This is a genomic window from Nocardia sp. NPDC058058 (assembly GCF_042885355.1).
GTDB lineage: Bacteria > Actinomycetota > Actinomycetes > Mycobacteriales > Mycobacteriaceae > Nocardia.
The window spans coordinates 2,271,966-2,284,331 of sequence record NZ_JBHVSA010000001.1; the positions used below are offsets into that span (position 1 = coordinate 2,271,966).

The 12,366-nt window shown below is 67.5% G+C and carries 15 protein-coding genes; 4 read left to right on the forward strand and 11 right to left on the reverse strand.

The window, feature by feature from the left end:
- Positions 1-25 precede the first annotated feature (25 nt).
- Complete coding sequence (locus ACFVUS_RS10440) at positions 26-667, forward strand: dihydrofolate reductase family protein (protein WP_387763561.1); 642 nt, start codon at positions 26-28, stop codon at positions 665-667.
- A gap of 16 nt (positions 668-683) precedes the next feature.
- On the opposite strand, the gene ACFVUS_RS10445 is transcribed toward ACFVUS_RS10440, so the two are convergent.
- The 8 genes from ACFVUS_RS10445 to ACFVUS_RS10480 all read right to left on the reverse strand — a co-directional run bounded on the left by ACFVUS_RS10445 (position 684) and on the right by ACFVUS_RS10480 (position 7,573).
- Positions 684-1,604: a universal stress protein gene (locus ACFVUS_RS10445; protein WP_387763564.1), complete on the reverse strand. Its 921-nt coding sequence runs from the start codon at positions 1,602-1,604 to the stop codon at positions 684-686.
- A 35-nt stretch (positions 1,605-1,639) separates the two neighbouring features.
- The gene (locus tag ACFVUS_RS10450; RefSeq protein ID WP_387763567.1) at positions 1,640-2,491 is read right to left on the reverse strand and encodes a universal stress protein; all 852 of its coding nucleotides are present in this window, start codon (positions 2,489-2,491) and stop codon (positions 1,640-1,642) included.
- A gap of 215 nt (positions 2,492-2,706) precedes the next feature.
- Positions 2,707-4,518 carry a tetratricopeptide repeat protein gene (locus ACFVUS_RS10455; RefSeq protein WP_387763570.1) on the reverse strand — a complete coding sequence of 604 codons (1,812 nt, stop codon included), beginning with the start codon at positions 4,516-4,518 and terminating at the stop codon, positions 2,707-2,709.
- A gap of 112 nt (positions 4,519-4,630) precedes the next feature.
- Entirely contained in the window at positions 4,631-5,011 is a 381-nt protein-coding gene (locus tag ACFVUS_RS10460; RefSeq protein WP_387763573.1) for a hypothetical protein, read from the reverse strand.
- Positions 5,012-5,079: 68 nt separating this feature from the next.
- Complete coding sequence (locus tag ACFVUS_RS10465) at positions 5,080-6,027, reverse strand: hypothetical protein (protein ID WP_387763576.1); 948 nt, start codon at positions 6,025-6,027, stop codon at positions 5,080-5,082.
- Positions 6,024-6,527, reverse strand: coding sequence for a CGNR zinc finger domain-containing protein (locus ACFVUS_RS10470; protein WP_387763579.1), 504 nt, complete (start codon positions 6,525-6,527; stop codon positions 6,024-6,026). The genes ACFVUS_RS10465 and ACFVUS_RS10470 overlap by 4 nt, the downstream gene beginning before the upstream one ends.
- A 196-nt stretch (positions 6,528-6,723) precedes the next feature.
- The gene (locus ACFVUS_RS10475; RefSeq protein WP_387763582.1) at positions 6,724-7,221 is read right to left on the reverse strand and encodes a hypothetical protein; all 498 of its coding nucleotides are present in this window, start codon (positions 7,219-7,221) and stop codon (positions 6,724-6,726) included.
- Between the two features lie 118 nt (positions 7,222-7,339).
- Positions 7,340-7,573, reverse strand: coding sequence for a DUF3039 domain-containing protein (locus ACFVUS_RS10480; protein WP_375954105.1), 234 nt, complete (start codon positions 7,571-7,573; stop codon positions 7,340-7,342).
- A gap of 163 nt (positions 7,574-7,736) precedes the next feature.
- Between ACFVUS_RS10480 and ACFVUS_RS10485 the strand changes: the two genes are divergently transcribed.
- Positions 7,737-8,087, forward strand: a complete 351-nt coding sequence (locus ACFVUS_RS10485) for a DUF3099 domain-containing protein (RefSeq protein ID WP_387765479.1) — start codon at positions 7,737-7,739, stop codon at positions 8,085-8,087.
- Here the strand turns inward: ACFVUS_RS10485 and ACFVUS_RS10490 are convergent.
- Positions 8,058-9,368: an MFS transporter gene (locus tag ACFVUS_RS10490; RefSeq protein ID WP_387765481.1), complete on the reverse strand. Its 1,311-nt coding sequence runs from the start codon at positions 9,366-9,368 to the stop codon at positions 8,058-8,060. The genes ACFVUS_RS10485 and ACFVUS_RS10490 overlap by 30 nt on opposite strands.
- A gap of 172 nt (positions 9,369-9,540) precedes the next feature.
- Between ACFVUS_RS10490 and ACFVUS_RS10495 the strand changes: the two genes are divergently transcribed.
- Both ACFVUS_RS10495 and ACFVUS_RS10500 read left to right on the forward strand, forming a co-directional pair.
- Complete coding sequence (locus tag ACFVUS_RS10495; protein ID WP_387763585.1) at positions 9,541-10,536, forward strand: GlxA family transcriptional regulator; 996 nt, start codon at positions 9,541-9,543, stop codon at positions 10,534-10,536.
- Positions 10,533-11,258: a VOC family protein gene (locus ACFVUS_RS10500; RefSeq protein WP_387763588.1), complete on the forward strand. Its 726-nt coding sequence runs from the start codon at positions 10,533-10,535 to the stop codon at positions 11,256-11,258. The genes ACFVUS_RS10495 and ACFVUS_RS10500 overlap by 4 nt, the downstream gene beginning before the upstream one ends.
- Positions 11,259-11,284: 26 nt before the next feature.
- Here ACFVUS_RS10500 and ACFVUS_RS10505 read toward each other — a convergent pair whose 3' ends face one another.
- Both ACFVUS_RS10505 and ACFVUS_RS10510 read right to left on the reverse strand, forming a co-directional pair.
- A complete protein-coding gene (locus tag ACFVUS_RS10505) occupies positions 11,285-11,857 on the reverse strand; it encodes a hypothetical protein (RefSeq protein ID WP_387763591.1) in 573 nt (190 codons plus the stop codon).
- Entirely contained in the window at positions 11,857-12,363 is a 507-nt protein-coding gene (locus ACFVUS_RS10510; RefSeq protein ID WP_387763594.1) for a F0F1 ATP synthase subunit B, read from the reverse strand. The genes ACFVUS_RS10505 and ACFVUS_RS10510 overlap by 1 nt, the downstream gene beginning before the upstream one ends.
- Positions 12,364-12,366: the final 3 nt, after the last annotated feature.

Genomic DNA, 12,366 nt, shown 5'->3' on the forward strand with positions numbered 1-12,366 from the left:
CCGGCCGATTCATCGGGAGTGCGATATGGGATTGATCCACATCGAGATGTTCGCGACATTGGACCTCGTCGGGCAGGCGCCCGGCGGTCCGGGCGAGGACCCGGACGGGGGTTTCCCGTTCGGCGGCTGGCAGGCGCCGCTACTGGACGAAGTGTCCGGGGCGCAGGTCAGCGCGGCGTACGAGGGTACGGACGCGCTGCTGCTCGGCAGGCGGACCTATGACATCTTCGCCGGCTACTGGCCGGATCAGGCGAGTGCCGAGGACCAGGATTTCGCGAACCTGTTCAACCGGATTCCGAAGTACGTGGCCTCGCGCGGCACGCCCGAGCTGTCCTGGGCCGGGTCGTCACTGCTCGGGCCGGATCTGCCCGCGGCCGTGCGCGAGATCCGGGAGCGGCATGAGCACATCACCGTCGTCGGCAGCCTGAACCTGGTGCAAACCCTGTTGCGGGAGAAGCTGTTCGACCGCCTCGACCTGTGGGTGCACCCGATCGTGCTCGGCGTCGGCAAGAAGGTGTTCGACGGCGGTGCGGTACCCACCAACATCACGCTGCTGGAGCCTCCGGTGGCGGGCAAGCTGGGCACGGTACTGCTGCGCTACGGCCTGGCCGACGGAACGCCCGCGACCGGGGATATGAGCGCCCCCGATCGCGGCCTGTCCAGCTGAGCCGCAACGTTTTCCGCTATTCCGGGTGCACCACCATGACCGGGCAGTTCGCCTGCTGAACCAGTGCGTTGCTGGTGGAGCCGAGCAGCATTCCGGTGAAACCGCCGCGACCCCGGCTGCCCACGACCAGCAGTTGCGCGGTATCGGACCAGGTGAGCAGATGATCACGCGGATCGGCGAGGTGGATATCGCGGATGACCTCCACCTCCGGATAGTTCTCGCGGTACCCGGCCAGGCGTTCGACCAGCAGGGAACGCTCGGCCTCGGCGATCTGCTCGGCCTCGATGGAGGTGTCGATGATCCCGGAGAACTGGCTCAGGTACAGATCGCTCCAGGCGTGCACTGCGACCAGCGGCGCACCGCGCAGGGCCGCCTCCTGGAAGGCCACCGCGATGGCGGCCTCACTGACCGGGCTGCCGTCGACGCCGACCACGACCGGGCCGCTGGACGGCGGGGGCGCGTCGGCGGCCGAACTGCGGACGGTGACCACCGCACCGCGACTGTGACTCGATACCGACAGCAGGATCGACCCCAGGCGATTGAGACCGCGCCGGGGTTCCGGACCGCCGATCACCACCATGTGCGCGGTGGCCGACTGCTCGATGAGCAATCGCGCCGGATGTTCGGGTGAGACCTCGGTGGTGATGCGCAGATCCGGATCCACCTTCTCCGCGACCTGGCGCGCGGCGGCGACCAGTTCCTCGCCGTGCTGCGAAATCGGCAGCACCACATCCTGATTGACGACGGAGTAGGAGCCCAGCAGCGCGCGGGTCATCTCCAGGTTGGTGCCGTGCACGATGCGCAGTTCGCGCTCGCGCGCGGCGGCGGTCTGCGCCGCCCAGGCGACCGCGTGACTCGCTTCGGGCGTGCCGTCCACGCCGACCACGACCGGCGCGGACGCCAGCAGGTGGGGATTCTCGTTCCGGGACAGGCTCATTCGGTCCACTCCTGTTCTATCGATGACCGTCGGATTCAGTTCCGCAGGCGCACAATGGCGATGGGGCAGGCCACCACGGGCAGCAGCGCCTCACCGGTGGAACCCAGCGTCATACCCGGGAAGCCGCCGACACCGTGGCTGCCGACCACAACCAGTTGCGCCGCTTCGCTTTCCGCCAGCAGGGTGCGCACCGGGCGATCCTCGGTGACCACGCTGCGCACGCTCACCCCGGGAAACTCGGCGCGACTGTGCGCCAGGCTGTCGGCGAGCACCTGTTCGGCGCGCTCCTGCGAGCCGGATCCGCTCTGCCCCAGTCGATCCCAGACGTGCACCGCGACCAGTCCGGCACCGCGCCGGGACGCCTCGTCGAACGCGACCTCGATCGCGCGGGTGCTGTACGGCGAACCGTCCACACCGACGACCACCGGCAGCGTGGTGTCCGGCACCGGAACGCTCGGCACCACGACCACGGGGCCGAGCGCATGACGGGTCAGCGCCGTGCTGACCGAACCGAGCAGGCTGCGATGGTAGGCACCCAGCCCGCGCGAGCCCACGACCACGTAGCGCGCGGTCGCGGCCAGCGAGGTCAGGGTGGGGATGGGCGGTGCGTCGACCAGGAAGGTCCGGATCTCGAGGTCGCCGTGGGGTGCGGCGAACTCCGCGGCCGCCCGCGCGGCATCGGCCAGCGCCTGTTCGGCGGTCTGCCGATATTCGTCATGCCAGAGTCGGACCGGACTGTCGTCCAGGGGCGTCTCCACGAACGGCGGTACGGCGAACACCAGGTGCAGCTCCGCCCCGTGCAGCGCGGCATCGACCGCCGCCCACCGCACCGCATGCCCCGCCGACTCCGAGGAATCCACCCCGACAACCACTGGACGATCGATCATGCTGGCAGGCAACGTATCTCACCTCTCCGTCCCGATATCACGGTCCATGGCGACGTGCCTTCCGGTGCGACCGGAAGTGACTCCGTCCATTCCGACAATACCGGCGCAGAGCCCGGTTACCGGGTAAGCGCAATCACAGGGCTACCGCAGGGAATTTCGGCGGGACGCGGGCGACCGCGCGCCCGGATCCCAGCCTGGATCGGACGCAGCGGCGCTCACTCCTGCGTTTCGGCCTCCAGCAGCGCCCGGGCGAGGTCGAGAATGCCCGGATCCACCCACGGGCAGGCCAGGGTGAGCCGGCAGAACGAATCGAGGATGGTCACCGCACGCGATTGCGATGCCTCGGCCAGCGCGATGAAACGACGGCAGATCGCGAGTCCGATCTCGACGCGGGCGTCCGGCCGCATCCACGCGATCGCGACCAGCGCCACCGCGGCGGCCTCGCAGACCCAGTCCTCGACGCCGTCCAGCAGATCGAAAAGCACTGTGCGACGGGTAGATTCCTGCCACGGTTCGTCGACGCGATGGTGGGCGATGCCCAGACACGACCACATCTGCACCGCTCGCACCCACAATTCCGGATGCTGCGCGTAGAAGGGGTCGGCGTCCGGCGCGGGCGGATGCACCAGCGCGCCGAGCAGATCCGGCAGCGGCAGATCGGACAGCGCGACGGCGAAATCATAGGCGGCGGGCAGGTGCGGCCAGCGCAATTGCGTTGTCCACCTGATCTTCTCGGCGGCTTCGGCGGACGGCGGCGCGACAATGGGCACCGCGGTCATGGCGCCGTCCGGGTAGTGCCACACCGCGATACCCGCCGGATTGCCCGCGGCGAGCGGCAGTCTCGGGTCCGGATCGCCGACCTCGGAGACGATGATGTCGACGCGCGGCAGCGCCCGGCGCACGGTCAGCACGGCACTGGGCGGTTCGATCATGGAGACCGTACAGCGCAGCTCCAGTTCCGCGCGGCCTTCCGCGGGGACCTGCTCGAACACCTGCCGCAGCAGGTTCACCAGCGACTCCCCCGCACCCTCGATGTACCCGAGCCACGATGCGTCACTACAGAATTGCGCCAGCAGCTCACCGGCGTAGTGGTGGTCGGGATATTCGCGCAGGTGATCGGCGAGCGCGACCAGATGCCGGGTGTCCCCGTCGATGCGGTAGCGCAGTCCGAGCAGCGCGGGCGCGGCCTTCTCATGCGCGGGCGAATTCGCCACCACGGCATCGAGCCAGGGCAGGCCCAGTTCCGGCCGCCCGGTATCGGCATAGAGTTCGGCGAGATCGACGTGCAGGTATTCATCGGACGGATCCCGGCGCAGCTGATCGGCCCACACCTCGATCGCCTCGTCGGGGCGGCCGGTGCGGCGGTACACCTGACCCAGCATGACGCTGGTCATCTGGTCGGCGCTGATCCGATGCGCCCGCACCGCAAGGGATTCCGCGAGCTCGAAGGCGGTGAAGCGGCGCGCCAGCGAGGATCCCATCGCCAGCAGCCGGGCGTCCTCATCGTGCGATTCGACCGCGGCGCACAGCAATTCGTACAACGGCGCGATGGTCTGCCGCACCTCATCGGAAACCGGTTCCGGCAGTGCGCGATTGAGCGCCAGCACGGCGTACAGGATGGTGTCCGCGCTCAACGCGGGCACGATATCGGGCAGGCCCAGCCACGGCGTCCGCGCCCACGGCAGGCTCGGATCGAAGGCGACGACCTGGGTGAGCAGCGATACCGCCGAATCCCACTGCGCGTCGGCGGCCAGCACATGCGCCCGCGCGCCCATCGCGCCGAGACTCGGGCGATCGGTCGGATACAGCGTCAGCGCGGCGTCCACGCCACCGGCGGCCACCACGAGCCGGGCCAGGCACTCATGCGCTTCCGGCAGCAACGGCTCGAGCTGCAATGCCCCCGCGATGTGGTCCGCGGCGTGCGTGAGATCCCCGCTGTCGAGGGCCAGTACCGCGACCGCGACCTCACCCTGCGCCTCGATCCGCCGATCGCCGACCCCGTCACTTGTTTCCGATACCGCTGCCATCGCTCCCCATCATGTGCGCGAATCCACTGACTACGCGCCCATGATGTCCGAGTCGAGCCCGAGTTGCCAACGACGAAAACACCGGCCCCGCCGCCACACCGGACCCCGCGCGTCACCAGACCCGAATCGTCCCCCAGCAGCCGTGCCCCGCACTCCCCGACACCCACGGCGTCATGAGCTCGAACGGAATCGCACCGGCGGGCTGCGCGTCAACCGCGACCCGGGCGCGCGGGCTGAAATAGGCGCTCGGCAGAATCACCCGAATCTTCAGCGACGGCACCCGGAACTCGGACTGATCGGTGAACTGGAACCCGGTGTCGATATCGACGAAGAACGGCGTATTCGCGGGCACCGACACCTCGGTCGTCGAACAGTAGCCATTGTGAAAACCGAGCTCCACCACCGGCGGCGGATCCGCGACCGCCCGCGGCGCGGCAATCACCACCGCCGCGAGCACACCCGCCCCGACTACTCCGCCGTATCTGCCATTCATGACCGAACCCCTTCGTTCCCGACCCAGGACCCATCACGCACCTGCGGTGATCCTATGCGCGTTCGGCATCAAAGAGTGCGGGACAGCAACATTGCGGCGACCGCGGCGCTGTAGGCATGGCTCGCGGCAACGGGTTCGCGCGCCGGATAGTTCGAGCGGTGCGTGACGATGACACCGCCGGGCACCGTGACCGTGGTGTGCAGCACCGTGGCGACGCAGTTCCCGCCCGCTTTACCGGCGAGATCGACCACGACCGCCCCGGGCGGCAATGCGGCCAGTTCGGGAGCGCCGAGCAATACCGGCGCGCGTACGCCTCGCCGCACGGCCGCGCAAATCACCACGTCGATCCGCTCCCGCGCGAGCAGCGCGGGTATCTCGGAGTCGAGCGCGAATCGTCCCGCGCCATGCCGAATCGCGATATCCCGGTGCGCCGCGCGATGTCCCACGGCGATCACCGCATCGCCGTGCCGCGCCGCCGCGGTCACGGCGGCCAGGCCCGCATGCCCGCAACCCAGCACCAAGGTCCGGACCGGTTTCTCCCGCAGCTCCTGGGCCAGCAACCCGCGCCCCTCCGTGTACGCGATGGCACCGGCGATCCGGCTCATCGCGGACAGCGCGTCGGTATCCGAGCCGCTATCACCCGGCACCTGCTCGAACGCCACCGATTCCACCCCGCGCTCGCGCAACCACGCGATCGGTTCGGCCCGCGCGATCGGATCCTGAAATCCGATCAGCACCTGCCCTTCCCGCAAGGGCAGCGAATCCAGTTGATAGACAGGAGGTTTCACCCACGCGATCAGATCCGCAGCGTCGAACACCAGCGCGGGCTCGGCCACCAGCCGCGCTCCCGCGCGTTCATAGGCGCGATCATCGAAGCCCGCTCCGATTCCCGCGCCGGTTTGCACCACCACGGGCAATCCCGCCGCCGCCAGCCGCATCACATCCGCGGGTGTCACCGCCACCCGCCGCTCATCAGCCGCGGTCTCCCGCAGCACCCCGGCGATCAACCGACTCAACGATCCTCACCCCGGCGGCGATGCGCGGCCACGTGCACCCGCGTCGAGCAGCGAGTGGAACAGAACCGCCGCTTGCCATTTCGCGAAGTATCGATGAAAACGATCTCGCACCCCTCCCGATCACACCGGCCGATCCGCGCCGGATCCTCACAGAACAACGTGACCAACCCGAACGCGGTGTAAGCCTTCACCCGCTCGTCGATCGGCGCGGTCTCATCCGAGTAGTGCACATGCGGAGCCCGCCCGTCATGGGTCGAGATATAGGGCCGATGCGTGGTCTCGGCAAGCAACCCATTGAGCAACTCGACCGTCGGCGCACTGAACACCGCATCGAGTTCCTTTATCCACCGCCGCAATTCGGCTTCCTGCCGAGCATCGATCGCACCCACCGGCCGATAACCGGCCCCAACGAGCAACCCCTCGAGATCCTCGTCCGCCCCCGCGTTCACCAGCCGGGCGGCGATCTCCGCCGCCACCCCACCGTAAGGGTTGAAATGCACTAGACCATTACATCAGAGTGAACCCATGCCCGCCACCTGCCCCACCTGCTCCTGGCCCGCCCCCACCCTCATCTCGACCCACGGCCCCGTCCGCTACCTGCGCTGTGTATGCGGAAAATGGCTCATCGAAGACGACGCGACGGTGATAGCCACGGCAGGTGAAAGCGCTTTCGCCCCGGCCCGCGAACCCACGCGACTACGACAGCGATAGTTCGCGGGATCCGATCGAGCCGAGGTCATGGCCGAGCCGCGCGACGCGACCCGCGCGACGATGGTCCAGGATCGAGAGCACGACGACCGCGACGGCGCCGATCGTGTACGCAATGGCGGAAGCCGCGGCGATCGATTCGAATGTGGTTGCCGCGGAGCCGGATACGTTTCCATCACTCGTGGCCAGGGCGGCCAGCGGCACCAGATGATCGTCGTATTGATCCGTGAAATCCGGCAGTGTCAGCGCGAAGGACAGCACCGCGAGATCGGTGGCGACAAGCGCGGCCACGGTGCGCGAACGCAGCGACGGCGCGAAGACGACGGCCATTACACCAGCCAGCAGCGGTGGAGCCAGCACGACGGCCGCCGCGACACCCGCGCTCATGACCAGGATGACCAACCACCATCCGGGTGCGAACATCCGGATGGCCAGGGCAAGCAGAACCACGAAGATTTGACTGACGACGAGCAGGGACCGTTTCATGACCCGGGACCTTCCGCGTTCGAGAACTATCGACGCGTTCGATCCTGTCGAGTGCGAGCCCGCCCCGGATGAGGTCGACTACTCGCACCCTCGAGTAATTCTGCCCAGGGCTGGACCGTCAGTCCTTCTTCATCATCTCGTAGACGCGCTTGCACTCCTCGCAGACCGGGGAGCCCGGCTTGGCGGAGCGGGTGACCGGGAACACCTCGCCGCACAGGGCCTGGACGAAGGTGCCCATGACGGCGCTTTCGGCGATTTTGTTCTTCTTGACGTAGTGGAAGACCTTGGGGGTGTCGTTGTCGGTCGACTCGTCGGTGGTCGTTTCCGGACGTACCAGGGTGTCTGTGCTCACCCGTCCATGATGCCAGGTCACCGGCGGGCGGCAACCGGCATGTGCATTCGACAGGCGGGAGTGCAAGACTCGAGGTATGCAGCGTGATGGCGAATCAGGGGCCGAGGTCTCGGGCGGCGATGATCGCCCGGAGGTCGAATTCCTTCCTGCCGGTTCGATTCCCATGCCGGAGCGCAAACCGGCGGGGTTCTTCCGGGGCGAGAAGGATCATCCGACGCTGATCACCGAGGCGGCCACGTCGCTGGAGCAGCAGCACAAAGATCGGGTGCGGCGCTATGTGATGATCATGGCTTTCCGGATTCCGTGCCTGGTGGGCGCGGCGATCGCGTACGGCATCTGGCACAACTGGGTGATTTCGCTGCTGATCATCGGGGTGTCGATTCCGCTGCCGTGGATCGCGGTGCTGGGCGCGAACGACCGCCCGCCCCGCAGCAAGGACGAACCCAGCCGGTGGGACGGGCGGCGCAATCAGAAGGCGCTCGAATCACGCCCGCACAATGCCATCGACGGCTGAATCGCCGTCGACAGCCGAATCACCAGCTGAATCGTCCTGCGGCTGCCCGCGCCGGATGCTCGCGGACATCAGCGCCGCCAGCCCGCACAGTCCGCCCGCGATGAACCAGGCCATGGTGTAGCTGCCCTGCACATCGCGGATGACGCCCGCGCCGAAGGCAGCGATGGCCGCGCCGATCTGATGTGAGGCGAAGACCCAGCCGAAGGCGACCGGACCGTCATCGCCGAAATGCTGACGGCACAGCGCGACCGTCGGCGGCACGGTGGCGATCCAGTCCAGACCGTAGAAGATGATGAACGCCCACATGCTCGGCTGCACATCCGGTCCGAACAGCAGGGGCAGCACCAGCAGCGACAGCCCGCGCAGCGTGTAGTAGCCGACCAGCAGATACCGCGAATCCACGCGATCGGTGAACCAGCCCGAGGCGATGGTTCCGGCCACATCGAAAACACCGACCAGCGCGAGCAATCCGGCCGCGGTGGTGGCGGGCATGCCGTGATCATGGGCCGCGCTCACGAAGTGGGTGCCGATGAGACCGTTGGTTGACGCCCCGCAGATCGCGAAACCACCTGCCAGCAACCAGAATACGGGCTTGCGGGCGACCGAGAAGAGCACCGTGAGCGCCCGCCCGGCCCCGCCCGGCGCCTGGGTGCGCACGCCGACCGTGCTGCCGGGTTCCGCGCCGTACGCGGTGCGGCCGATATCGCTGGGATAGTCGCGAATGAACAGCAGCACCAGCGGCACCACCACCAGTGCGGTGCCCGCCACCACGAGAGACGGTGTGCGCCAACCGTAATCGCCCGCCAGCCGCGCGATCAGCGGCAGGAACACCAACTGCCCGGCCGCGCCCGCCGCCGTCAGCACACCGGTCACCAGCCCGCGCTGCCGCACGAACCACCGCCCGGTGATGGTGGCCACGAACGGCATGGACATCGATCCCACGCCGACCCCGACCAGCAGGCCCCAGGTGGCCATCAGCTGCCAGGGCTGGGTCATGAACACCGTCAGCCCCGCACCGGTGGCGATGAGCAGCAGCGCTCCCGCCACCACCCGCCGAATGCCGAAGCGATCCATCAGCGCCGCCGCGAACGGTGAAATCAGGCCGTACAGCAGCACATTCACCGAGACGGCGGCACCGATGGTGCCGTGCGACCAGCCGAACTCCTCGTGCAGCGGCTCCATGAGTACACCGGGCACCGATCGGAAGGCGGCCGCGCCCACCAGTGCGATGAAGCCGACCGCCGCGACGATCCAGGCCGGATGCAGGCGGCCCGAGCGCAAGGGCGCTGAGCTACCGGGGCCAAGCGAAGCAGAGCCTCGAGGAGATTCGACATCGGAATCGGTGTGCAGTTCGGTCACCGATTGAGCGTGACGGATTCCCGGCTGGCGAACGAGTGGCCTGAATGACACAATGCGTCAATATCCGGCCAATGTCGAGGAGAGGAGGCCGGTGATGGGCGCACCGCATCTGGTGGCCGTACTGGCGCTGGAACCGCTGATCGGATTCGATATGACGATTCCGCCGCTGGTACTCGGCGAGGCCAAGGACGATTCGGGGCAACCGCTATACGAGGTGCAGATCTGCGGATTGCAAGCGGGACAACCCATTTCCAGCACCAACGGCTTCCAGGTGGTCCCGAAGTTCGGCCCGGAACTGCTGGCCCGCGCCGATACGGTGATCGTGCCCGGCACCCGCATCGCCGAACCGCGCACCCAGGGCGTGCTGCCGCCGGAACTGGCCGCGGCGCTGGGCAGCATTCGCCCGGACGCCCGCATCGTCTCCATCTGCACGGGCGCCTTCGTCCTGGCCGCGGCGGGTCTGCTGGACGGCAGGCGCGCGACCACGCACTGGAATTTCGCCGACATGTTCCGCTCGCTGTATCCGGCGGTCCGGCTCGATGAGAACCTGCTCTTCGTTCAGGACGAAAACATCTGGTCCTCAGCCGGTTTGGCCGCCGGAATCGATCTGTGCCTGCATCTGATCCGCACCGACCACGGCAGCGCGGTGGCCAATAACGCCGCCCGCTACTGCGTGGTCCCGCCGTGGCGCGAGGGCGGGCAATCGCAGTTCATCGAACAGCATGTCCCCGAACCCGGCAATGACGGCACCGCGCCGACCCGGCTGTGGGCGCTGCGGCAATTGCATCGGGAACTGGACCTGAACACCCTGGCCGCGCACGCGTGCATGAGCGTGCGCACCTTCACCCGCCGCTTCAAGGCCGAGACCGGAATGGCCCCGGGCGCATGGGTTTTGCAGCAGCGGTTGCGTCACGCCCGGCAACTGCTGGAGACCACCGATCTGCCGATCGACGAGGTGGCCCGCTCGGCGGGAATGGGGACCGCGGCCTCGCTGCGGCATCACATGCGCGCCGAACTCGGGGTGCCGCCGCTGACCTACCGCAAGACGTTCCGCAAGGACTGGCATCGCGAGAGTTTGGAGACGGTATGACGATTCGATGGGTCTGGGCGTTCCTGGACACGCCCGCTGCGCGATTCGACGAGAGCGCGGAGTTCTGGCGCACGGTTACCGGCAGCACGCTCTCGGCCAAACGCGGTGACAACGATGAATTCCTGACGCTACTACCGGATTCCGGTACGCCGTCGGTGAAGATGCAGGCGGTGCCGCACGATCCGCGCGTCCACCTCGATCTGGATGTCGACGATGTCCCGGCGGAGGTCGAGCGGGCGGTAAAGCTCGGTGCCACAGTGGTCTTCGACAATCACGGGTACACCGTGATGCGGTCGCCGCACGGCATGATCTTCTGCTTCACCCCGGCGAGCACCGCGGGGCCGGTCGCGGCCGTCGTCACCGGCCCGGAAGGTGATCGCAGCCGACTCGATCAGGTCTGCCTCGATATCGGCCCGGCCGATCACCGCGACGAGGTTCGCTTCTGGACGGAGTTGACCGGCTGGCGCTGGACGCCCGGCACGCTGCCCGAATACTCCAGGCTCACACCGGATTTCGAGCTTCCGGTGAAACTTCTCCTGCAACGCCTCGACCAGGACCGCCCGACCGGCGCGCATCCGGATCTGGCCTGCGACGATATCGACAAGACCGCCGCCTGGCATGAGAAACTCGGCGCACTGCGCGTGCGCCGGGGCCGAGAATGGCTGGTAATGACCGATCCGGCCGGTCAGCACTACTGCCTGACCGGCCGGGATCCGGATTAACCGTGTCTATGTCACACGATTTCTGATCAATTCAACCCGGTCTGCGGCTGCTGCCGTCCGGCCGGGGTCGAGTTGGCCAGGGCCTCGAGATCGGCGAGGAAACGCTCCACGCTCTCGGACCTGGCCTGCGGGGTGCCGATCTGCTCGCGCACCTTCTCTTCGGTGAGCGCCAGCATGGCGGCCGACAGATCGGCCTCCAGATCGCGCATCAACTGCCTGCGGTACTGCAGGATCTGATCGCGGCCCTGTTTGCGGACCCGTTCGACTTCCTCGGCCGCCGCCTCCCGCATTTGCGCGATGATGCGATCGGCATCGGTGCGGGCATCGGCCCGCATGCGCTCGAGTTCGGCCTTGGCTTCGGCAATGGCGCTGTCGTAGGCGGTTTTCGCGTCGGTCAGCCGATCGGCCGCGTCCGTGCTCTCCTCCAGCTGACGCCGGACGGTGTCCTGCGCCTTGGACATGATCTTCCGTAGTGGCGGCAAAATGTATCTGACAAAAATCCATACGATGACGACGAACCCGAAGAGCTGGCTGAAGAACACCGGCCAATCGAAGGAAATGTCGTAAATCGGCTCGGCGAGTACGCCGTTCATGTGCATCAGGGCGTCCCCCGTCCTCTCTGCTGACCGGCGCTGGTCCGGGGTCTGTGCTTCACGCCGAGCATGCGATCGGCGAGATTCTGGGCCAGCGGTTCGACGTCCTCGCGGAGTTCGGCGGCGACCTGATCGGCCTCGGCACGCAAATGCGCCGAGGATTCGGCGACTATGTGATCGACCTCGTTCTTGGCGTCGCCACGGAGTTCTTCGAGTATTGCCCGGCCTTCGGCACGCGCCTGGTTCCGGATCTCGGCCGCTTCGGACCGAGCCTGTTCCAGTGCGGACTGGTATCTGGCCTCGGCCTCGGCGAACAATTCCGTCGCCGTTTTCGCGGTCGCTGCCGTCTCTTCGACCCGAGCCTCCCGTTCCGCCAGCACCTTTCGGATCGGCGGGACCACGAAGAACATGATGACCCCGAGCACGATCAGGAAGATCGCCAGCTCGACGAAGAAGGTGCCGTTGGGAATCAGGAAGTTTCCCGCGGCCTCCACATCTGTTCTCGGAGACATGAT